Annotated in this window: 23 protein-coding genes; 14 read left to right on the top strand and 9 right to left on the bottom strand. The window is 74.3% G+C overall.

Features of this window, described 5'->3' with window-relative positions; all coding sequences use genetic code 11:
- Nucleotides 1-9: 9 nt before the first annotated feature.
- From J2X64_RS07030 to J2X64_RS06985, 10 genes are all read left to right on the top strand, one after another.
- The gene (locus J2X64_RS07030) at nt 10-792 is read left to right on the top strand and encodes a TrmH family RNA methyltransferase (protein WP_310151554.1); all 783 of its coding nucleotides are present in this window, start codon (nt 10-12) and stop codon (nt 790-792) included.
- A complete protein-coding gene (locus J2X64_RS07025; protein WP_310151551.1) occupies nt 789-1148 on the top strand; it encodes a YciI family protein in 360 nt (119 codons plus the stop codon). Before J2X64_RS07030 ends, J2X64_RS07025 begins: the two co-directional genes overlap by 4 nt.
- A gap of 10 nt (nt 1149-1158) precedes the next feature.
- On the top strand, nt 1159-1521 hold the full coding sequence (locus J2X64_RS07020; RefSeq protein WP_310151549.1) for a YciI family protein: 363 nt from the start codon (nt 1159-1161) through the stop codon (nt 1519-1521).
- A 7-nt stretch (nt 1522-1528) separates the two neighbouring features.
- The gene (locus J2X64_RS07015; protein WP_310151547.1) at nt 1529-1891 is read left to right on the top strand and encodes a YciI family protein; all 363 of its coding nucleotides are present in this window, start codon (nt 1529-1531) and stop codon (nt 1889-1891) included.
- Nucleotides 1892-1904: 13 nt separating this feature from the next.
- Entirely contained in the window at nt 1905-3182 is a 1278-nt protein-coding gene (locus tag J2X64_RS07010) for a DUF6596 domain-containing protein (RefSeq protein WP_310151544.1), read from the top strand.
- An 81-nt stretch (nt 3183-3263) separates the two neighbouring features.
- On the top strand, nt 3264-4289 hold the full coding sequence (gene fbaA / locus J2X64_RS07005; protein WP_310151541.1) for a class II fructose-bisphosphate aldolase: 1026 nt from the start codon (nt 3264-3266) through the stop codon (nt 4287-4289).
- Entirely contained in the window at nt 4286-4696 is a 411-nt protein-coding gene (locus J2X64_RS07000) for a DUF3151 domain-containing protein (protein WP_310151540.1), read from the top strand. The genes fbaA and J2X64_RS07000 overlap by 4 nt, the downstream gene beginning before the upstream one ends.
- A gap of 205 nt (nt 4697-4901) precedes the next feature.
- A complete protein-coding gene (locus tag J2X64_RS06995; RefSeq protein ID WP_310151537.1) occupies nt 4902-5741 on the top strand; it encodes a hypothetical protein in 840 nt (279 codons plus the stop codon).
- Between the two features lie 102 nt (nt 5742-5843).
- Nucleotides 5844-7145, top strand: a complete 1302-nt coding sequence (locus tag J2X64_RS06990) for an adenylosuccinate synthase (protein WP_310151535.1) — start codon at nt 5844-5846, stop codon at nt 7143-7145.
- Nucleotides 7138-7698, top strand: a complete 561-nt coding sequence (locus J2X64_RS06985; protein ID WP_310151533.1) for a DUF402 domain-containing protein — start codon at nt 7138-7140, stop codon at nt 7696-7698. Before J2X64_RS06990 ends, J2X64_RS06985 begins: the two co-directional genes overlap by 8 nt.
- Before the next feature lie 32 nt (nt 7699-7730).
- Here the strand turns inward: J2X64_RS06985 and J2X64_RS06980 are convergent, their stop codons facing one another.
- Nucleotides 7731-9947: an AAA family ATPase gene (locus tag J2X64_RS06980; RefSeq protein WP_310151530.1), complete on the bottom strand. Its 2217-nt coding sequence runs from the start codon at nt 9945-9947 to the stop codon at nt 7731-7733.
- A 137-nt stretch (nt 9948-10084) separates the two neighbouring features.
- Nucleotides 10085-11128 (bottom strand): helix-turn-helix transcriptional regulator, encoded by a 1044-nt coding sequence (locus J2X64_RS06975; RefSeq protein ID WP_310151528.1) that lies wholly within the window; start codon nt 11126-11128, stop codon nt 10085-10087.
- A gap of 258 nt (nt 11129-11386) precedes the next feature.
- Here J2X64_RS06975 and purD point away from each other — a divergent pair, with 258 nt between their 5' ends.
- Nucleotides 11387-12670, top strand: coding sequence for a phosphoribosylamine--glycine ligase (gene purD, locus J2X64_RS06970; protein WP_310151525.1), 1284 nt, complete (start codon nt 11387-11389; stop codon nt 12668-12670).
- A 36-nt stretch (nt 12671-12706) separates the two neighbouring features.
- Here purD and J2X64_RS06965 read toward each other — a convergent pair whose 3' ends face one another.
- Entirely contained in the window at nt 12707-13444 is a 738-nt protein-coding gene (locus J2X64_RS06965) for a phosphotransferase (protein WP_310151522.1), read from the bottom strand.
- Nucleotides 13445-13566: 122 nt separating this feature from the next.
- Nucleotides 13567-15018 (bottom strand): MFS transporter, encoded by a 1452-nt coding sequence (locus tag J2X64_RS06960; RefSeq protein ID WP_310151520.1) that lies wholly within the window; start codon nt 15016-15018, stop codon nt 13567-13569.
- A 121-nt stretch (nt 15019-15139) separates the two neighbouring features.
- On the opposite strand from J2X64_RS06960, the gene J2X64_RS06955 reads away from it, so the two are divergent.
- The 3 genes from J2X64_RS06955 to J2X64_RS06945 are packed head-to-tail and all read left to right on the top strand — an operon-like array spanning nt 15140 to nt 17896.
- Nucleotides 15140-15649 carry a SigE family RNA polymerase sigma factor gene (locus J2X64_RS06955; protein ID WP_310151517.1) on the top strand — a complete coding sequence of 170 codons (510 nt, stop codon included), beginning with the start codon at nt 15140-15142 and terminating at the stop codon, nt 15647-15649.
- A complete protein-coding gene (locus J2X64_RS06950) occupies nt 15649-16953 on the top strand; it encodes a hypothetical protein (RefSeq protein WP_310151516.1) in 1305 nt (434 codons plus the stop codon). Before J2X64_RS06955 ends, J2X64_RS06950 begins: the two co-directional genes overlap by 1 nt.
- A gap of 28 nt (nt 16954-16981) precedes the next feature.
- Entirely contained in the window at nt 16982-17896 is a 915-nt protein-coding gene (locus J2X64_RS06945; RefSeq protein ID WP_310151513.1) for a phosphoribosylaminoimidazolesuccinocarboxamide synthase, read from the top strand.
- Between the two features lie 75 nt (nt 17897-17971).
- On the opposite strand, the gene J2X64_RS06940 is transcribed toward J2X64_RS06945, so the two are convergent.
- The 5 genes from J2X64_RS06940 to J2X64_RS06920 all read right to left on the bottom strand — a co-directional run bounded on the left by J2X64_RS06940 (nt 17972) and on the right by J2X64_RS06920 (nt 21593).
- Nucleotides 17972-18433 (bottom strand): HNH endonuclease signature motif containing protein, encoded by a 462-nt coding sequence (locus tag J2X64_RS06940; RefSeq protein WP_310151509.1) that lies wholly within the window; start codon nt 18431-18433, stop codon nt 17972-17974.
- A 3-nt stretch (nt 18434-18436) separates the two neighbouring features.
- Nucleotides 18437-19201 (bottom strand): DUF222 domain-containing protein, encoded by a 765-nt coding sequence (locus tag J2X64_RS06935; RefSeq protein ID WP_310151507.1) that lies wholly within the window; start codon nt 19199-19201, stop codon nt 18437-18439.
- A 103-nt stretch (nt 19202-19304) separates the two neighbouring features.
- On the bottom strand, nt 19305-19736 hold the full coding sequence (locus J2X64_RS06930; RefSeq protein WP_310151503.1) for a nitroreductase/quinone reductase family protein: 432 nt from the start codon (nt 19734-19736) through the stop codon (nt 19305-19307).
- Between the two features lie 113 nt (nt 19737-19849).
- The gene (locus J2X64_RS06925) at nt 19850-20761 is read right to left on the bottom strand and encodes an NAD(P)H-hydrate dehydratase (RefSeq protein WP_310151500.1); all 912 of its coding nucleotides are present in this window, start codon (nt 20759-20761) and stop codon (nt 19850-19852) included.
- Nucleotides 20754-21593 carry a histidine phosphatase family protein gene (locus J2X64_RS06920; protein ID WP_310151496.1) on the bottom strand — a complete coding sequence of 280 codons (840 nt, stop codon included), beginning with the start codon at nt 21591-21593 and terminating at the stop codon, nt 20754-20756. The genes J2X64_RS06925 and J2X64_RS06920 overlap by 8 nt, the downstream gene beginning before the upstream one ends.
- Between the last annotated feature and the right edge of the window lie 183 nt (nt 21594-21776).

The following is a 21776-nucleotide window of genomic DNA, read 5'->3' as shown; positions in this document are numbered from 1 at the left end:
GGTGGGCACGTGGGCGAGCGGAGCGGCGAGGACACCGAGCGGGGGGAGCCGCAGCGCGAGGACGCCGTCGGCGTCGGCCCGTGGCCCGGTCCGTGGCCGCAGGGCGACCACTGGGACCCGGACCTGCTGCGCGACGGCGACCGCCGCAACGTGGTGGACCGGTACCGCTACTGGCGGCACGACGCGATCGTCGCCGACCTCGACACACGGCGGCACGACTTCCACGTCGCCATCGAGAACTGGGGCCACGACTTCAACATCGGCTCGGTGGTCCGGACCGCGAACGCCTTCGGAGCCAAGGCGTTCCACATCGTCGGCCGCCGTCGCTGGAACCGCCGCGGCGCCATGGTCACCGACCGCTACCAGCACGAGCTGCACCACCCGGCCGTCGCCGACCTGGTTGCCTGGGCCGCGACCGCAGGACCACCGGACGACGGCGGCCGGCCCACCGGCATACCGCTCGTCGGCATCGACAACCTGCCCGGCTCACTGCCGCTCGAGACGGCGGTCCTGCCCCGGCACTGCGTCCTCGTCTTCGGGCAGGAGGGGCCGGGGCTCAGCGAGGAGGTGCGTGCGGCCTGCACCCAGGTGCTGCACATCGAGCAGTTCGGCTCGACCCGCTCGATCAACGCGGGCGCCGCGGCGGCCGTCGCCATGCACGCATGGGTGCGCCGCCACGTCTTCGGCCAGGAGGTGCCCGCGGAGAAGTTCCCGGGGCCGGCTGTCGATCCGGGTGGCCCCCGTCCGTCACCAGGGTGCACGCACCCCACCGACGAGAGGAACCAGCCATGACCCAGTACCTCGTGCTGCTGCCGAGCCCCGAGGGCCGGTACGCCACCGCGACCGAGCAGGAGAGGCAGGACCTGCACACCGCCCACACCGAGTTCGTCCAGCTCCTGGCCGAGCGCGGGCACAAGATGACCGGGGGAGCGCAGCTCACCCCGTCGTCGCAGTCGCGCGTCGTCCGGGGCGGCGCCCTCGACGACGTCACCCTGACCGACGGCCCCTACGCCGAGAGCGCCGAGCAGGTCGCCGGCTACTACCTGGTCGAGACCGACGACGTGGAGGACCTGGCGCGCGTGTGCGGCCGGCTGCTCGCCACGCCGTTCCACCCGGCCGTCGAGATCCGCCCGACCGTGGGCATGTGAGGAGGCAGTCATGAGCGAGTACGTCGTGCTGATCGTGGGGGACGCCGACCGCTGGTGGACCACCATGGACGTGGACAAGCGCAAGGCCGGGTATGCCGAGTACGCCCGGTTCGCCGAGGAGCTCGGGAAGCGGGGCCACACCATCACCGGCGGCGCGGAGCTGCACGCCTCGAGCGAGGCCCGCCGCATCCCGCCCGGCGGTGGCGCGGCCACCGAGGGCCCGTTCGCGGAGGTCACCGAGCAGGTCGGCGGCTTCTACCAGGTCCGCACCGACGACCTGGAGGACCTGCTGGACTGCTGCCAGATCATCGCGGCCGTCGGCGACGGCATCGAGGTCCGCCGGGTCGTCACCCCCGAGGACCGGCCGTCGTGAGCCGGCCGTGAGGTACGTCGTCCTCATGGCGTACCGGCCGGGCGAGTGGGAGGACGCGTCGGAGCAGGTCCGGCAGGAGTACTTCGACGCCCACCACGCGTTCGAGCGGTACGTCGACGAGCACGGTCGCCGGGTCTCCAGCGCCGCGCTGTGCGACGCGGACCTGGCGACGACGGTGCGCCATGCCGACGACGGGACGGTGACCGTGACGGACGGCCCGTTCGTCGAGCTGGCCGAGCAGGTCGGCGGCTACTACGACGTCGAGCTGCCGGACCTCGACACCGCGATCGCGGCCGCCAGGCTGCTGCCGCGCGCCTACAGCGTGGAGGTCCGCCCAACCGTGCAGGTCGAGGGGTACGACGCGTCGTGAGCGGCGAGCGCCCGTGACCACGGCCGGGTCGGGAGCCGGCGAGACCGGCGACGTCCTCGCCGTCGTGGTGCGCGAGGAGTGGGGACGCCTGGTGTCCCTGCTCCTCGCGCGGTTCCGCCGGCTCGACCTCGTCGAGGACGCGCTGGCCGACGCGGTCGAGGCCGCCGCACGGCGCTGGCCCCGGGACGGCGTGCCGGACAACCCCGCCGGCTGGCTGCACACGACCGCGCGCCGCCGCGTCCTGGACCGGCTGCGCGGGGAGGCGATGGCGCAGCGCAAGGTCCCGCTGCTGGTCGTGGAGTCCGAGCGGGAGGCCGAGCACGCGGGCGCCGTGCGCGCCGATCCCGGCGACCTCCTCGAGGACGACCTGCTCCGGCTGGTGCTGCTGTGCACCCACCCGGCGCTGGACCCGGCTGCCGCCAGCGCCCTGACGCTCCGGCTCGTCCTCGGCGTGGGCACCGCCGACGTGGCCCGGCTGTTCCTCGTGCCCGAGCCGACCATGGCCGCCCGGATCACCCGGGCCAAGAAGAAGATCGTGGCCGCCGGCATCCCGTTCACGGTGCCGTCCGCCGCCGAGCTGCCCGAGCGGCTCGACGTGGTCGCGCAGACGGCATACCTCGCCTTCACGGCCGGGTACGCCCCGGGCAGCGGCCCCGACGCCCTCCGCACCGAGCTCGCCGGCGAGGCGATCCGGCTCGTGCGCGTCGTCCTGGCCCTGCGGCCCGGCGAGCCCGTCCTGGTCGCGCTGCTCGCGCTCATGCTGCTCCAGCACTCGCGCCGCGACGCCCGCGTCGACGCAGCCGGGGAGATCGTGCTGCTGCCCGACCAGGACCGCGGCCGCTGGCACCGCGACGAGGTCGACGAGGCGCTCGCCCTGCTCGCCTCGCCGCACCTCACCGGACCGATCACCGTGCAGGCCGCCGGGTATGCCGTGCAGGCCCGGATCGCGGCCGAGCACGCCACCGCGCCGAGCGCCGGGCAGACGGACTGGGAGCGCGTCGTCGCCCACTACGACCAGCTGCTCGACCTCGCCCCCGGCCCCAGCGCCCGCCTCGCCCGTGCCGTCGCCGTGGCCGAGGCCCACGGGCCGGAGGCCGGGCTCGCCGCCCTCGACGGGCTCGAGGGCGAGCTGGCGCACGGGCACCGGCTCGCCGCGGTGCGCGCCGAGCTGCTCTCCCGCGCCGGCGACGCCGACGGCGCCCGCGCGGCATACGCGCTCGCGATCGAGCGGTGTGGCAACGACGCGGAGCGGGCCCTGCTGGTGCGCCGCCGGGACGCGCTGCCCACCTGAGACGGCGGGTGCCCCCGAGGCCCGTGGACGTGGAAGGATCGGTACGACGACGACGTCCACCGATGGCTCGAAGGAGACCCCATGCCCATCGCCACCCCCGAGGTGTATGCCGACATGCTGGACCGCGCGAAGGCAGGCTCCTTCGCGTATCCCGCGATCAACGTGTCGTCCTCGCAGACGCTCAACGCCGCCATCCGCGGGTTCGCCGAGGCCGGCAGCGACGGCATCGTGCAGGTCTCCACCGGCGGCGCCGAGTACCTCTCCGGCCCCACCGTCAAGGACATGGTGACCGGCTCGCTGGCGCTCGCGGCCTACGCCCACGAGGTCGCGAAGAACTACGACGTCAACATCGCGCTGCACACCGACCACTGCCCGAAGGACAAGCTCGACGGGTTCGTCCGGCCGCTGCTGGCCGCCTCCACCGAGCGGGTCAGGGCCGGCGGCAACCCGTGGTTCCAGTCGCACATGTGGGACGGCTCGGCGGTGCCGCTCGACGAGAACCTGTCCATCGCCCGTGAGCTGCTCGACCTGTGCTCCGCCGCGAAGGTCGTCCTCGAGATCGAGGTCGGGGTCGTCGGCGGCGAGGAGGACGGCGTCGCCAACGAGATCAACGACAAGCTGTACTCCACGCCCGAGGACGCCATCGCCACCGCGCGGGCGCTCGGCACCGGCGAGAACGGCTACTACATGACGGCGCTCACCTTCGGGAACGTGCACGGCGTCTACAAGCCGGGCAACGTCAAGCTCCGGCCCGAGGTGCTCAAGGCGGCGCAGGACGCGGTGCACCAGGAGTTCGGCACGCCGGACGAGAAGCCGTTCCACCTCGTCTTCCACGGCGGCTCCGGCTCGAGCGCCGAGGAGATCTCCGCGGCCGTCGACTACGGCGTCGTGAAGATGAACATCGACACCGACACCCAGTACGCCTTCACCCGCCCGGTGGCCGGCTTCATGCTCACCAACTACGCGGGTGTGCTGAAGATCGACGGCGAGGTCGGCAACAAGAAGCAGTACGACCCGCGTGCCTGGGGCAAGGAGGCCGAGGCGGGCATGGCCGCCCGTGTCGTCGAGGCCTGCGAGCACCTGCGTTCGGCGGGGACGCACCGGTGACCGAGGGCCACAACCTGCTGGGCATCCCCGAGACCCACCTGCCGGAGGACCCCGCCGCGGCGCAGCTGGAGCAGGGCGTCGCGGCCGACCAGGTCGCCGCCGCGCACCCGACCTCCTCGCTGGCGTGGGCCACCCTCGCCGAGGACGCGCTGGCCGACGGCCGCACGGTCGAGGGCTACGCGTACGCCCGCACCGGGTACCACCGGGCGCTGGACTCCCTGCGCCGGAACGGTTGGCGCGGCCAGGGGCCGGTGCCGTGGGAGCACGAGGCCAACCGCGGCTTCCTGCGCGCGCTCGCCGCGCTGTCGCGCGCGGCCGGAGCGATCGGCGAGACCGACGAGGAGCAGCGGTGCGCGCAGTTCCTGCGCGACTCCTCGGCGACCGGGGCGCGCGAGCTCGGCCTCTGACACGGAGATGCCGGGGGACCCGACCTTCGTCGGGTCCCCCGGCTCCGCCCCCTGCGCAGGTCGAGACCTGCTGGGCTGCGACCTCACCGATGCGTCCCCTGCCTCTCCGGAGAGGGCTGCAGCGCCGCCCATTCTGCACGGCTTCGTCCCCGGAATGTGTCACTATGCTGCCATTGGACAGATGATGACAGGAAGGGGTGGGCCTGTGACCAGCGACGACCCCATCGTGGTCAACCGGCTGTTCCACGACCCGGTGGCCCGCCTGCACGCCGTCCTCGAGCGCGGGGAGGGGGAGCTCGAGCGCCGGCGGACCGAGCTCGCCGAGGTGCGTCACGCCCTGCTGCAGCTGTCCTCCGAGACCACCGCGCCGGCGGGCGGCGGTGGCCCGACGCCCGTCTGGGAGCGCGTCGCTGCCGACCTCGCCCCGCCCGTGCTGCGCCAGCTGACCGAGCGCACGACGACGACCATCCGCAGCTGCGTCCTCAGCCTCGACGTCGGCCCGGGCCTGGACGGGGAGAGCGTCCGGCACACCCAGGAGATCCTCCGGTCGGGGCGGGTGCGCCAGCGCACCATCTACCCGGCGGACGCCATGGTGACCCCCGAGGGCCGGGAGTGGGTCCAGTCGTGGGCCGAGGCGGGCGAGGAGCAGCGGGTGAGCCTGGTGCCGCCCAGCGACTTCGCGGTCTTCGACGACGAGGCCGTCATGGCCGTCGCGGAGTGGGGCAACGCGGCCGCCGACTACGTGCTGATCCGCGAGCCGATGCTCGTGGCGGCGTTCGCGACCCTGTTCGACCGCGCGTTCGAGCGCGCCCTGCCCGTGGCGCGCGACTCCGACGCGCCGGGCTCGGACCTGCGGCTGCTGCGGCTGCTCGGCCTCGGGCTCAAGGACGAGTCGATCGCGCGCTACCTCGGCGTCAGCCTCCGGACGGTCCGGCGCCGGGTCGCCGCGCTGATGGAGGTGCACGGCGCCCAGACGAGGTTCCAGCTCGGCCTCGCGGTCGCCCGGGAGGGTCTCGTGGACCCTGCCGGTGGCGACGACCGGTAGCCTTTCGGGGTACCGGGCCCCTGTGCGTCCACGCCAGGGGCCTGTTGCCTGACCGGGTCCGTCACCACGGGCCGCTTGGACGAACCGAGGAAGGGTGTGGGTATGCCGGCGATCGTGCTGGTGGGTGCCCAGTGGGGCGACGAGGGCAAGGGCAAGGCCACCGACCTCATGGGCTCCGACGTCGACTACGTCGTGAAGTTCAACGGCGGCAACAACGCCGGGCACACCATCGTCATCGAGAAGGACGGCAGGCGCGAGAAGTTCGCGCTCCACCTCCTGCCCTCGGGCATCCTCACGCCGACGTGCACCCCGGTGATCGGCAACGGCGTCGTCATCGACCTCGCCGTGCTGTTCCAGGAGATCGACGGCCTCGAGGCGCGCGGCGTCGACACGTCGAAGCTCGTCGTCAGCGCCAGTGCCCACGTCATCGCGCCGTACAACCGGACCCTCGACAAGGTCACCGAGCGCTTCCTCGGCTCCCGCAAGATCGGCACCACCGGCCGCGGCATCGGCCCGACCTACGCCGACAAGATGGCGCGCAACGGCATCCGCGTGCAGGACCTCTTCGACGAGAAGATCCTGCGCCAGAAGGTCGAGGCGGCCCTGGCGTTCAAGAACCAGGTCCTCGCCAAGATCTACAACCGGCGCGCCGTCGAGGTCGACGAGGTGATGGACGAGCTGCTCGGGTATGCCGAGCGGCTGCGCCCGATGGTCGCCGACACCTCGCTCGTGCTCGAGGAGGCGCTGGCCCGCGGCAGCAACGTCCTGCTCGAGGCGGGCCAGGCGACCCTGCTCGACGTCGACCACGGCACCTACCCGTTCGTGACGTCCTCCAATGCCACCGCCGGCGGCGCCTGCACCGGGTCCGGCATCCCGCCGACCCGCGTCTCGCGCGTCATCGCGATCCTCAAGGCCTACTCCACCCGTGTCGGCGAGGGCCCGTTCCCGACCGAGCTGTTCGACGACAAGGGCGAGTTCCTGCGCAAGACCGGCGCCGAGTACGGCACGACGACCGGCCGTCCGCGTCGCTGCGGCTGGGTCGACACCGTCGTGGGCCGCTACGCCACGCGCATCAACGGCGTCACCGACTTCGTCGTCACCAAGCTCGACGTGCTGACCGGCCTGGACACCGTGCCCATCTGCGTGGCCTACGACGTCGACGGCGTCCGGCACGACCAGATGCCGGTCAACCAGACCGACTTCCACCACGCCAAGCCGATCTACGAGGAGCTGCCGGGCTGGTGGGAGGACATCTCCACCTGCCGCACCTTCGAGGAGCTGCCGGCGAACGCGCAGGCATACGTGCTGCGGCTCGAGGAGCTCATCGGGGCGCGCGTCTCGGCCATCGGCGTCGGCCCCGGCCGCGACGAGATCATCAGCCGCCACCCGCTGCTGGATGCCTGACCCGGCCGGTCGGTCCGCTGCCCGCCTCCCGGCGGGTCACCCGGTCCGCGGCCGCTACACCAAGTGGGGCGGGCTCCGTCACCACGGCGCCGACCTCGTCTACCTCGGCGCCGACGAGCACGGCGACTGGCTGGGTGACCCGGCCGGGAACTCCTGGTCCGGTGGGCCCAAGGAGTTCACCAGCGTCACCGACAACGTGCTGCTCGTGCCGCGCGACCGCGGCCTGACGGCGATGTTCTACCAGGCGCACCCCGAGCAGGAGTTCGAGCTCTACGTCGACATCACCACCGTCCCGGTGTGGGACGGCGACCTCGTGACCGCCGTCGACCTCGACCTGGACGTCATCCGCCACTTCGACGGGACGGTGCTGGTCGATGACGAGGACGAGTTCGCCGAGCACCGGGTCAGCCTCGGCTACCCCGACGAGGTCTGCGCAGGAGCGGTCTCCGAGTGCGACCGGGTCGTGTCGGAGGTCCGCGGTGGAGCTCCCCACTTCGCCATGGCGACCGCCGAGCCGTGGCTGGCCGTGTTCCGCGACCTGACCGGCCGCTGAGACGGGCCCGGCCACCCCGCCTCCTCGACCTGCTACTCGACCTCGAGCACCGTCATCCGGTGCGCCGCGCGGGTCAGCGCGACGTACAGCACCCGGATCCCGCCCGGCGACTCGCGGGCGATCTCCGCCGGGTCGACGATGACCGTGGCGTCGTACTCGAGGCCCTTGGTCGACATCGGGTCGATCAGCACGACCCGGCCCCCGGCCGCGCCGTCGACCTCGGCGAGCTGCGCGGCATACCGGCTCGGGGTGACGACGGCGACGGAGCCCTCGACGTCCTCGAGCAGCGCCTCGACGGCGTCACGGACGGCGATGGCCACGTCGGCCGCGGTGGTGCGCACCTCGACCGGCTGCACGCCGGTCTCGCGCACCGCCGCCGGGATGTCCGCGTCGGGGACCTCGGCCCGGACCACGCGCGCCGCGTAGTCGAAGATCTCGCGGGCGTTGCGGTAGTTCGTGTCCATGTGGAAGAGGCGTCGCTCCTGGGAGCCGAACGCCTCCTCGCGCGCCCGGGCGGCCTCCAGCGCGTCCGGCCACGACGCCTGCGCGGCGTCGCCCACCACGGTCCACGAGGAGTAGCGGCCGCGACGGCCGAGCATGCGCCACTGCATGGGCGACAGGTCCTGGGCCTCGTCGACGAGGACGTGGGCGTACTCGCCCGGGCCCTCGACGCGCCCGTGCAGCAGCCGCTCGCGCGGGTCGGTGGGGGCGGTCCGCGACGCGGCGCTGCGAGCGGAGCCGGGCGTGGTGCCGACCTCGGCCACGCCGAACTGCGAGACGTCCTCGAGCTCCTCGATCTCGTAGAAGCCGCGCTCCTCGGACGGTGCGTCCTGCACGGTGCCGAGCCTGGCGGCGAGGTCGTCGACGAGGGCGACGTCGGCCACCGACCAGGTTCCGGTCTCGAGCGCCTCGCGCATCGACGCGGCGAACAGGTCGGCCTCGTCCGGGGTCAGCACGCCCTGGCCGTGGCGGCGCACCAGCTCGGGGTCGGCCAGCCACAGCAGCACCTCGCGCGGGTCGACCTGCGGCCACCACTGCTGGAGGAACGCCTCGACCTCGAGGTGCCCGTCGAACCGGTCGAGGAACTCGGCGCGGTCGCCCTCGCGGACGCTGGCCCACGCCGCCTCGGCGAGCGCGGCCTCGACGGCCTTGGTCGCGAGGTTGCGCTGCCGGTCGCGCAGGACGCGGCTGCGGATGCGGTCGAGGACGGGGCTGTCGACGCGGACCGCGTGCCCGGCGACGAACGCGCGGAACGTCGTGGGCGCGTCGGGGACGCGCCCACCGGCCGCGCGCGCCAGCAGGCGCCGGATGCGCAGCGACCCCTTGAGCGCGGCCACCTCCGGGGAGTCGAGCCGGGTGGCGGTGATGCCGTCGACGACGTCGCCGAGGGAGCGCAGGGTCACCGACTCCTCGCCGAGGGAGGGCAGCACCCGCTCGATGTATGCCGTGTATGCGGACGAGGGGCCGACGACGAGGATGCCGCCGGACTCGAACCGGCGGCGGTCGGAGTACAGGAGGTAGGCCGCGCGGTGCAGGGCGACGACGGTCTTGCCGGTGCCGGGGCCGCCGGTGATCTCGGTGACGCCGCGGGCGCTGGCGCGGATGGCCTCGTCCTGGTGGCGCTGGATGGTCGCGACGATGTCGCGCATCTGCGCGCCACGGCTGCGGGTCAGCGCGGCGAGGAGCGCGCCGTCACCGACCACGACGAGGTCGTCGGGCGCCTCGGCGACCATGAGGTCGTCCTCGACACCGACGACGTCGGGGCCCTTGCAGCGCAGCACGCGCCGGCGCAGGACGTCCATCGGCTCGACCGGGGTGGCGCGGTAGAAGGCGGCGGCCGCCGGGGCGCGCCAGTCGACGACGAGCGGCTCGTAGTCGTCGTCGCGGACGCCGAGGCGGCCGATGTAGCGGACCTCGCGGTCCGGCGCGGCTCCCTCGCGGGACAGGGAGTGGTCGAGGTCGAGCCGGCCGAAGACGAGTCCCTCGTACTGCGTGTCGAGGGTGGAGCGGCGGCGGGCGGCGTTGAACACCAGTGCATCCCGCTCGAAGAGGCCGGTCAGCTCCTCGTCGCGCACGTCGCCGGTGCGGTCGGTGCGACCGCGCGCCAGGCCGTCGGCCTCGACGAGGCCGGCCCGGGCCTGGGCCTTGGCGAGCTCGGCGTAGACGAGGTCCACATGGGCCTGCTCGACGGCGATCTCACGAGCCACCTCCGCCGTGTCGGCGCGGGTGGTGTGGTCCGAATCGGTCACGAATGGTCTTCCTGTCGTCCCCACTGCGAGCGCACGAGTCTAGCCCGGCGCCCCACGCACCCGTGCGCCTCCACGGCATACGGACCAGCACGCGGGTGAGCACGCGCCACCCTGGCGGTACGTCGCGGACGGGCAGCTCAGATGAGGCCGCGGCGCGCGGCCTGCACCCCGGCCTGGAACCGCGTCCCCGCGCCGAGCTGGTCCATCAGCGCGCGCACCCGGCGCTCGACCGTGCGCTGGGAGATGCCGGTCTGCCGGGCGATCGTGGCGTCGGTGGCGCCCGCCGCCATCAGCGCCAGGATCGTGCGGTCGCGGCGGTCGCCGCCCTGGCCGGTGCGGTGCAGGGGTGAGCCGCTGTCCCAGAGCTGGTCGGCGAGGGCGATCAGCGCCAGCACCATCGGCCGGGCGCGCACCACGACCGACCCGAAGCCCGACGGGTCGAACTCGCTGAGGTCGACCACGGCGGTGTGGTCGTCGACGATGACGGCCGAGAACGGCACCGCGCTGTTGAACCGCGCCCGCTCGCCGCCGCGCTCCCTGGCCTCGAGCACCTCGAGCAGGTTGTCGACCTCGAGCACCGCGGTGTCGTAGACCGTGGTGTAGTCCAGCGTCGTCCCGCCCACACCCCTGCTGGTCTCCTCGTGGGAGTGGATGGGGCTGGCGAACACGGCCCTCGTGCGGGGCGAGAGGGTGCGGAAGGTGCGGATGCGCTCGCGGCCCGACGCCACAGCCTCGGCCGTCGCGGCGGCGATCTCGTCGAGGGAGTCCAGCAGCCGGATGGCGCCGGCGTCGCGGCCCCGCGACGCCGCGCGCGCCTGGAAGAAGACCTGGGCCAGCTCGTGGGCGGCCGACCGGGCCTCGCGGGCCTGGCGCTCGTAGGCGAGGGCGAGGGCGGGCAGCGAGATGTCCGGTGGCAGGACCTCGACCTGGCCCCCCGAGTGCACCCGCAGCAGTCCGCGGTCGGCCAGGAGGCGCAGGGCCAGGTCGACGAGGGGGGCCTGCATGCCCTGGGCGAGCAGCAGCGAACGGCTCGGCTCGGGGTGCTGCACCACGGCGAGGTAGACGCGGGTCACCGTCTGCTCCGCCTCGTCGCTGTCGAGGTCGAGGGCCGCCGCGAGGTCGGCCGGTGACGGTCCCGTGCGGGGCGGGTCGTCCGGCGGCAGCGGGTCGGCTCCGGCCATGCGGGACATCGTCACCCGGCTGGCGTCTATCCGTCAATGACGCAAGTCCGCCAGCTTTGGGCTTTACCCGCACGGCGCCGATGGTCCACTCTGGAGCCAGTCGACTCTGTCGACCCACGTGCTCGGTTGCAGGTTCCCCCGCCAGGTGACCGCACGTCGGCTGCGCGGCGTCCCCGGGAGAATGTCCCCCCTGCCTCCCCGGGACGCCGCGCTCTTCTTCGTCCGGCGGACCGCGCACCGCCCTCTACGCTGAACCCCGTGAAGGTTCTCGTCCTCGGCTCCGGTGCCCGCGAGCACGCCATCGTCAAGGCGCTCGGCGCCGACCCGGCCGTCGACGCGGTGGTCGTCGCGCCCGGCAACCCCGGGATGGACGCGGTCGCCCTGTGCGAGCCGCTGCCCGGCGGCGTGAGCGACCCCGCCTCGGCGGTCGAGGTCGCTCGGCGCCACGCCGTCGACCTCGTGGTCGTCGGTCCCGAGGCCCCGCTCGTCGCGGGCGTGGCCGACGCGCTGCGCGAGGCGGGCTTCGCCGTGTTCGGCCCCTCGGCCGCCGCTGCCCGGCTCGAGGGCAGCAAGGCGTTCGCCAAGGACGTCATGGCCGCGGCCGACGTGCCGACCGGCCTGGCGCGGGTGTGCACCACCGTCGACGAGGTCGCCGACGCCCTCGACGCCATGGGCGCACCGCACGTGGTCAAGGACGACGGCCTCGCGGCGGGCAAGGGCGTCGTCGTCACGCAGGACCGGGAGCAGGCGCTGGAGCACGCGCGGGCCTGCCTCGCCAAGGACGGTGGAAGGGTCGTCGTCGAGGAGTTCCTGTCCGGGCCCGAGGTGTCGCTGTTCTGCGTCAGCGACGGCCGCACCGTGCTGCCGCTCGCCCCCGCGCAGGACTTCAAGCGGGTCGGCGACGGCGACGAGGGCCCCAACACCGGCGGCATGGGCGCCTACTCGCCCCTCGACTGGGCGCCGCCGAGCCTGGCTGACGAGGTCGTCACCCGGATCGCGCAGCCGACGGTCGAGGAGATGGCCCGGCGGGGCACGCCGTTCGTGGGCGTCCTGTTCGTCGGCCTGGCCCTGACGCCCCGGGGACCTCGGGTCATCGAGTTCAACGCCCGCTTCGGCGACCCGGAGACCCAGGTCGTCCTGGCCCGGCTCACCACCCCGCTGGGCGGCCTCCTTCACGCCGCCGCCACGGGGACGCTGGACGAGGTCGGCGCGCTGTCCTGGTCGAGCGAGCACGCCGTGACCGTCGTCGTGGCCGCGGCGGACTACCCCGCGACGCCGCGGACCGGGGACCCCATCACCGGCATCGAGGACGTCGACGACGTGCCCACGGCATACGTCCTGCACGCGGGCACCGGGCGCGCGGACGACGGGACGCTCGTCTCGGCCGGCGGCCGGGTGCTGTCCGTGGTCGCGCTGGGCGACAGCCTCAGCCAGGCGCGGTCGCGGGTCTACGAGGCCGTCGAGCGGATCGCGCTGGACGGGTCGCACCACCGCACCGACATCGCGCTCGCGGCCGAGCGCAACGAGCTGCACGTCGGGTAGCGGCCGCGGCTGCGCGTGCCCCAGGGGCCGCCCGGCTCACGGCTGCGAGAGCAGCACCGCGACCTCGGGGTAGCGCTCGGGCGGGCCGTAGCCGTGCTCGACCAGCCAGCGCACGTTCCCGAGGCACCGCAGCGACCACCACGCCCTGACGAGGTCCCGGTCGACGTCGGTGCCGTAGCCGGCCAGGACGTCGTCGAGGTGCTCCGGGTGCCCCAGCGTGAGCGTGGCGAGGTCGTGGAGGGCGTCGCCCCGGGCGGCCTCCGACCAGTCGAGGATGCCGGTGACCTCGTCGCCGTCGACGAAGACGTGGTCGACCTGCAGGTCGCCGTGGACGAAGACGGGGGTCCACGGCCGCAGCGCGGTCTCGGCGAGCCGGCGGTTGCGCAGCACCACGTCGGCCGGGAGCACGCCGCTCCCGACCAGCCAGTCGCACTCCCGGGCGAGCTCGGCAGCGATGAGCTCGGGGTCGCGTCCCGGCCACGGCGGCAGCGGCGCGTCGTGCAGCGAACGGACGGCGGCACCGGCCGCGGCCCAGGCCGCGGGCGACGCGGGGGAGGGGTCGCCGAGGTGCCCGAGTGCCGTCCCCTGCAGGGCGGCGAGGGCCAGCACCGGTGGGTGGTGCCACAGGACCTCCGGGGTCGGGACCGGTGCCAGCGCCATCGCCTCGACCTCGACGTCCGTGCGGGCCTCGTCGGTGTCGACCTTGAGGAACACGTCCCCCACGCGCAGTGTCGCCCGCTCACTGTGGGCGACGACGACCTCGAGCTCCTCCACGCCCGGCAGCATCGCCCGGCGAGGTCACCCGCGTCACCGGGTTTTCCGCAGCTGCGGGCAGCTGGGCGGTGACCCCGCCGGGGGTGAACCCGCCGGACCCGCGCACCCGGCGCCCGGGCTCGTCAGGCCGCGGGTCCGGCGGCCCGCCTCGCGAGGGCGAGCCCGGCGGCGCCGGCTGCGACCGACCCTGCCATGACGACGGCGAACAGGCCGCCGCCCAGCCGGTCGGCCCGCCACGCGATGACGGCGCCGGAGGCCGCGAACGCCACGGCCTGGGTGACCGACGGCGCCAGGAACGACGCGGCCGAGTTCCGGCCCTGGTCCGCCTCGGTCGACAGCGTCAGGACGTGGTTGCTGATCGCCGGTGAGGTGATGCCGATCCCGACCCCGGCCACTGCCCACGCCGCGAGGCCGAGCCACATCGGCACCACCTCGAGCGAGAGGGCCACCGGCCCGAGCAGCCCCAGCGTGAGCAGCCCGAACCCGGCTCGCAGCCGCGTGGTCACGGACGTGCGCTCTTGGACGACCCGCAGGCCCTGCACCTGGGAGCCCAGTGCCCAGAACAGCCCGGTGATCGTGAGGCTCACCCCCGCGGCCGCCGGGCCGTAGTGGTGCACCTCGGTGAGCATGAGCGGCAGGAGCCCCCCGGTGGTCCCGAACGCGGCGCCGAGCAGCCCCCGAGCCGCCGTGAGCGCGGGTATGCCGGGTGCCCCCGTCAGCGTGCCGGCCGGCAGGATCGCGCGCAGGGACGGCACGAGCGCGGCGACGCCGACGAGGACGAGCAGCCCGCCCACGGGTCCTTCGAGCCCGCCACGGGGGAGCAGCGAGCCCCCTGCCGTCAGGGCGGCGAGGCCGGTGGCGGCGACGACGGCCCAGCCCGCCGCACGTGACGGGACCGGGGCCTGGGGGTCGTCCGGCCGGTCGGCGTCGCCGGCCGGAGTGGTGCCGTTCGTGGGGGCGCCGGACGACCGGCCCGACCTCGCCTGCGTGCTCGTCATGGCGGGGCGGAGGAGCGCCGCCACCGGGCCGAGCAGTGCGACGCCGATGAGGAACACCGCTCGCCAGCCCACGTGCTCGGCGATCAGGCCCGCCACCGACGGCCCCAGGAGCGAGGGCAGCACCCAGGCGGCCGCGAAGGTGGCGAAGACCTTCGGACGCAGGGACGGTGGGAGCGCCCGCGCCACGAGGACGGTGAGGCCCACGTCGAAGAGGCCCTCCGCCAGGCCGCCCAGCAGCCGGCCGCCGACGAAGAGGACCATCGTCGGCGCGAGGCCGCTGAGCAGCTGGCCCGCCACGAAGGACGCCATGCCGGCGAGCAGCACGGGCCGGGGGCCGCGACGGTCGCTCCACAGGCCGGCGACCGTCGTGGCGACGACGAAGGTGACCAGGGGTGCGGCGCTCGCGGCCCCGAACAGCCACAGCCCGTCGAGGTCGCGCGCCACCGTCGGCAGCACCGTGGAGACGGCGCGGTTCTCGAACGCCCCGAGGGTGACCAGCGCGACCGCTCCCGTGGCGAACGGGAGGTGTTCGCGGGCGAGCAGCGAGGGGCGGGTCTCGGGGGGTGCGGTGGCCATGCGTGCCAGTGTGGAAGTTGAAGTCCACTTGAAGTCAAGCCGGTCTGCACCGGCGTTCTGGCAGGCTGGCCCAACCGGACCGGGGCCCCACCGCGTCTCCCGCACCGGAAGGGGAGGTGCAGTGAGGGCTGATCTCGAGGACGAGTTCCGCGCGTTCGCGACGACCGCGATCCCGCGGCTGCGCCGGGTCGCGCTGGCCACGTGCCGTGACCCGCACCGTGCGGACGACCTGGTGCAGACGACGCTGGAGAAGCTGTATGCCGTGTGGCCGCGGGTCCACGGCGTCGACGACCCACTGGCATACGCCCGCACCACCCTGGTGCGCTCGCTGGTCTCGGAGCAGCGCCGGCACTGGTGGCAGCGGGAGCGGTCGACCGCGGACGCGGGGCACGACGTCGTCTCGGCCGCGCAGACCGAGCACGTGGAGCAGCGGCTCGACCTGCACGTCGCGCTGGCGGCGCTGCCCGAGCGGCAGCGGATGGCTGTCGTGCTCAGGCACCTCGAGGACCTGTCGGTCGCGGAGGTCGCGCGGCTGATGGGCTGCTCCGAGGGCACCGTCAAGAGCACGACGAGCGACGGCCTCCGGGCACTGCGCTCGTCGCTGGAAACCGTTGCGGGACGAGGGAAGTGATGGGGATGGACGACACGATGGAGCGGGTGCCGGAGGGGTTCCTGCGGCAGTACGAGGAGCAGCTCTGCGCACCGCCGTTCTCGGTGGACGACCTGGTCGCCGGCGGGCGGAGGCGCGTGCGGCGCCGGCACGCGGGTGTGGCGCTGTTGGCGCTCGTCGTGGCCGGTGGGGCCGGTCTCGGGCTGCAGCACCTGGATCGCGACCCGCGGACGGCAGTACCGGCCGGGAGCCCCGCCGCGGGGCTGCTGGGGTGCGGGGCGAATCCGCAGCCGTGTGGCCCGCTCGTCCGTGAGTGGGCGAAGTCCGAGCTGGGCGTGGACCTCCCCGCTGGGGCGCGCTTCATGCGGGGGCCGGTGCCCGGCGCGTCATCCGCCTCCACGTGGTCCTTCCGCGCGGAGGGTGCCGACCCCGAGGTGCAGGGTCAGCGACTCGAGGTGCTGGTCGCGCTGGCGGACCGCGAGGTGCTGCCGACCGGCTCGGGGATCCAGGGGGCCGACACGGGCACGACGGGGGGCGAGCTGCCGGCGGGTACCCGGTTCACGCGGATCGGCGGCCCGCTTGGCGCCGACCGCCGCTGGACGGCGTGGACCGTGCCGGCCGACGGGGCGCGGCCGGTCCTCACGGTCGTCGTCACAGGCGTGAACCCGGGAGGGGCCGCCTCGCTGCCCACGGCGCTCACCGACGTCGCCGTTGCCCACCTGATCTGGGGGCTCGACACCACGAAGGCGACTGCACAGCGTGCGGGCTGCGTGTCGCGACCGGAGTCGTGCGTCGCCGTGGTGTCGGAGTGGTCGCGCGAGGTCGCGCACTCGACGGCGACGGTGCGCACCGCGTCCGCGGACGCGTACGAGCCCGGCAGCGTGGTGATCGAGCAGAAGGTGAGCTCGGTGCCCGGAATGCAGGACGTGCACCTCTCGGTCCTCATCGCGCCGACGACGACGGAGCCCAAGGCGGGGAGCGGGCTGCCGTACCGCCCGGACCCGGTCACGCTGCCGGGCATCCCGGGCCGGGCGGGCAGGCTCACCTCGAACGGCGGGGGCAACCTCGTCGAGAGCTACCGGCTGCCGGCGACCGGGTCGCGGCCGGCCGTCGAGGTCGTGCTCAATGCCGCGAACCAGGGCCCGGTCGGCGGGTCGTACTCCGAGACGTCGGACGACGTCCGGGCGCCAGCGTGGTGGACGCAGGCGAACGTCGCCGACCTCCTGACCCGGCTCTACGGCTCGGACGCTGTCAGCCGCGGTGACGAGGGGGCGCGAGGCACGGGCACCCCCGGGGCGTCCGCCACCGGGACTGCGCCGCACTGACCGGCGTCGGGCTGGGAGGATGGCGGACATGACGTCCTCCCGGCTCGACTCGCCGCCGGCGCTGCCCGGCTACGCCCACGTCTACTCCGGCAAGGTCCGCGACCTGTACGCCCCGCTGGACCCCGCCACCGGGCAGGCCCGCGACGACCAGCTGCTGCTGGTCGCCAGCGACCGGCTCTCGGCCTTCGACTTCATCCTCGAGACGCCGGTGCCCGACAAGGGCGCCGTCCTCACGCAGCTGTCGCTGTGGTGGTTCGAGCAGCTCGAGGACCTGGTGCCGAACCACGTCGTCTCCACCGACGTCCCCGCCGAGGTCGCCGGGCGGGCGGTGCTCGTTCGCCGGCTCGAGATGCTGCCCGTCGAGTGCGTGGCACGCGCCTACCTCACCGGCGGCGGCCTGCGCGAGTACCAGGCGGACGGGCACGTGAGCGGCATCCGGCTCCCCGAGGGGCTGGTGGACGGCTCGCGGCTGCCCGAGCCGGTGTTCACGCCGTCGACCAAGGCGCCGGAGGGCCAGCACGACGAGCCGATGCCGTATGCCGACGTCGAGGCCGCCGTGGGCAAGGACCTCGCCGCGCGGGCGCGGGACCTGACCACGCGGATCCTGGCCCGGGGCAACGAGATCGCCGCGGAGCGGGGCATTCTCATCGCGGACACCAAGGTTGAGTTCGGGCTCGACGGGGACGAGCTGGTCCTCGCCGACGAGGTGCTGACCCCCGACTCGTCGCGGTTCTGGCCGGCCGACCAGTGGGAGCCGGGCCACCCGCAGCCGTCGTTCGACAAGGAGTTCGTCCGCGAGTGGCTGATGTCGCCGGCCAGCGGTTGGGACAAGGCGTCGGGCGAGGCTCCGCCGCCGCTGCCCCAGGACGTGCTTAAGCGCACGCGCGCCAAGTACATCGAGGCCTACGAGCGGCTGACCGGACGCACCTTCATCGCGTCCTGAGGCAAGCAGCTGGCGGGCGCTGGGCGCCCGGGCACGGCTCGAGCCCCGTCGTGGCGGACGGGGTGCGGGGCGGGGTCATCGTCGCGGCGGGTCGTCGGCCGGGTCCGCCCAGCATGGGACGGCGCCTGACCGGCGCAGCGCCTCCAGCCGGTCGTCATAGGACCCGTAGGTCAGGTCCCACTCCACGCGGGGCCCGGAGCCACGGTCGACGACCGCACCGGCATACCGCAACTGGTGGACCACGGTGTGGTGGGCGCGGCACAGCAGTGCGGCGTTGGTGACGTCGCTGGCCCCGCCGTCGGCCCAGTGCACCAGGTGGTGCGCGTCGGTCCAGGCCGGCGGTCGCGAGCAGCCGGGAAAGCTGCAGTCGCCGTCGCGCATCCACAGGTGCCTGATCTGCCCCCGCTCGAACAGCCGCGTCGCCCGGCCCTGCTCCAGCACCTCGCCCCGCGAACCGAGCACCACCGGGACGACCTCGGCGTCGCACGCGAGGCGGCGCGCGGTGTCGGCCGTCACGAGGTCGCCGGTGGGGATCAACCCCTACCCCCGGCACCGGTCCGCGAGGACGTCGAGGCCGACGGTCACGACCAGGCTCGTCTTCGCCTGGCGCGGGACACCGTCCGGTGCCTGGACGGCCCGCAGCACCAGGTCGACCAGGGCGTCGGCCCGACGGGCGGCGGGTGTGCGTGGGTCGTGCTCACCGGTCTCCGGATCGGGTTGCGGCCGGGCGAGTGCGTCGACCGCGGCGTCGACGACTGCGGCGCCCTCCTCGTCGAGGAGCAGCGTGTACCGCGACAGGCCCATGGGTCCGGGCCCCTTGACGAGGGACCGGTGCGCCCGACGCACCGCCGCGTCGTGCTCGACCAACCGGTCAGGTCGCAGCAGGTCGCTCGTGTGCCGGACCGCCACCGCTAGCACCTTCTCCGGCAGGCCTCCGGGTCCGCTGGCGCCGTCGAGCAGGTCGCTCGTGACCGCGTCGAGGACCCGGGCGTCCGCCATGCCGCGGAACGACCGGTGGAAGCGCACCAGCTGGGCGGCCTTGGCCACCGGCACCACGCGATCGAGCCCTTCGCCGCTGCGGTCGACCGCTGCCGCTCGCGTCGCGCCGGCCACGACGTCGCCGAGCCGGAGGTCGTCCGCGGCATCGGCCACCGTCTGCGCCTCGGCGAGCGCGCGCTCCCGGGCGAGCAGCGCCTGGGCCCGCGCCCAGTCGAGCCGGCCCCAGCCCTCACCGGACCCGAGGCCGCGGCGACCCGCCTCGGCAAGGGCCGTCACGAGGTGCGCGTCGACGCTGGCGGACAGCACTCCCAGCAGCCGGACGACCTCGGTGGAGCAAACCTAGGTGCGACCACCGACAGTGGGGCCCGCCCCGGGAGGCTGGATCTGCTTGGCGCGCAACGACTTCCGACTAGTCCTCTCGTGGGACGACGCGTGCCACCGGGATGGTCCGACCGGCCTTCCGCTCGTACTTCGCCACCGAGGGAAGGGCTGATAGCACGCGTTGCCACGCTGCGTCCCGCTCGACGCCCGTCAGCTCCTCGAGCCGGACTCGGAGGCGCCGGCTCCCGACCTGGACCCAGCCCTCTCGCGCGGCCCGCACGTTGCGGAACCACTGCGGGTCCGTGGGGCTGCCGCTCCCCGTGCCCCACACCAGCCAGCCATCGCCCTCACGCAGCGCGCGGACGCAGGTCGGGCGGTCGAGACCGCTGGTGCGGCCGGGAACGGTGAGCATGACGACGGGAGCCTCGTCCGTGCCTCCCATGCCACGCCCGTTCCAGCGCCGGTACATCCAGATGCCGATGCGGTTGCCCGCCACCTGCATCCGTCGTCGTGTCCTCATCGGCCTCACCTCGCTGTCAGTGTGGCACCGCCGGCGGGGTGGGCGCCGAGCCCAGGGCCCGAGCCGAGGCGGCGAAACCACTGGCGGGGGTGCGCCGCCGGGCCCTGGAACGCTCAGTCCCGGCTGGTCAGCTCGTGCAGGAGCGAGGGCACGACCCCCGGAACCTCCCGTGCCAGGAAGCCGACCGTGCCCACCTGCTCGGCGAGCTCGTCCCCGGCCTTGCCGTGCAGGTACGCGCCCCACACCGCCGCCTGCTCCGGCTCCGCGCCCCGACCGAGCAGTCCCGCGACGATGCCGGCCTGCACGTCGCCGGACCCGGAGACTCCGAGACCCGGTCCGCCGGCGTCCGTCCACCACACGCGCCCGTCGGGGGACGCGACCGTCTTGGTGGAGCCGCCGCAGAGCACGACCGCGCCGCTGCGCGAGGCCAGGGCCTTCGCCGCGCCCGCCGGGTCATGGCCCACGTCCTCCACCGGGACGCCGAGCGTCAGCGCCACCTCGTCGACGTTGGCGCTCAGGACGCAGCCGCGGGACAGGTGGTGCACGTCTCCACCGCCTTTGCCGAGGTATGCCGAGGCCACCGCGTCGAGGACCAGAGGCGCCTCGAGGCGCGGGACCAGGGCCTGGAGGAGCGACAGCGTCGCGTCGACGTCGGAGAAGCCGGACCCCACCAGCACCGCGTCGGCTCCGTCCGCCAGCTCCAGGAGCTCGTCAGCAGCCTCCGGCGTGAGCGAACCGCCGGAGTCGGTCGGCAGCGGGTGCACGAGCGCCTCGGGGACCGCGACCGCCAGGGCAGCGGCGACCTCGTGGGCCGTGGCCACCTGCAGCTTGCCGCCACCCGAGCGCAGCACCGCCTCGCCGGCCAGCAGGACAGCGCCCGGCGTGCTGGAGGTGCCTCCCACGACGAGCACCCGACCGCGGGACTCCTTGTCGCTCCCGGGCTCGGGCAGCGGCCACTGCCGCAGGAGCGCGGGCGTGACGCGCTCGGCCGCCCCATCGCTGCCGCCGGCGGCCGGGTCAGCCATCTCCGTGGACCCCCGCCGCGGTCTCGCCGCTCCGCTCGCCCTTGCTCGGCTCCTCGGTGTGCTCGGCCCCGAACCGGTCGACGGCGTCGGTGTCCGCGAACGACACGAGCTCCATGGCCCGGTCGCCCGCCCGGTACCTCGTCACCGAGCAGTTCGGCAGCCGCTCGCGCTTGTCGATGTCGAGCAGCTCGGCCTCGGTGAGGTCCTCCAGCACGTACCGGAAGGACATGATCACCGCCTGGTGCGTGAACAGCCAGACCCGCCGCCCCTCGTACCCCTCGCGCAGGTCGGCGAGGATCGAGCGGACACGCAGGGTCACGTCGCACCAGCTCTCGCCCGAGGGCGGCTGGTAGTAGAACTTCCCGACGTGGCTGCGCCGCTGCGCCTCGGCGGCGTACTCGGCCTCGATGCCGCGCCAGGTCAACCGGTCGAAGGCTCCGAGGTCGCGCTCGCGCAGCCGCTCGTCCACCACGAGGTCGTCGGGACCGGCCGGCCCGGACCCACCAGCCACCCCGGACGCGCCGTTCCCCGACCGGGCTGCGCCGGCCAGCGCCCGCTCCGCCGTCTCGGCGGCGCGCCGGTACGGCGAGCACACGACCACGTCGGGCCGGTCGTCCGTACCCAGCTCCGCCAGCAGTCGCCCGACGGCGTCCGCCTGCTCCTTGCCGGTGTCGGACAGCGGTACGTCGGCGTCGCGCAGCTCGATCTCGAGCCGCTGCGCCCCGCGCTCGCGTGCCTGCTCGTCGGCGAGGTTGCCGAGGCTCTGCCCGTGCCTGACGAGCACCAGCTCGCTCGGCCAGCGGGACGTGGCGACCAGGACTCCTCTGGGCATGGGGGTACCTCTCCTCGGGGGCGTCGTGGGTGCCCCCTACCCCGTATGCCGCGTCCTCATCCGTGAGCGGCCGCCTCGCCCGGTATGCCGCGTGCTCACCTGCGCTCCCAGCCGCTCCGAGCCCCTCGCAGGAACTTCTGCTAGCAGGGCTTGGCGCACTCAGCGCAGGGTGGACCCTCTGCT

The organism is Phycicoccus sp. 3266 (assembly GCF_031456495.1).
Classification (GTDB): Bacteria; Actinomycetota; Actinomycetes; order Actinomycetales; family Dermatophilaceae; genus Pedococcus.
This window is presented reverse-complemented; position numbering and strand designations above follow the sequence as displayed.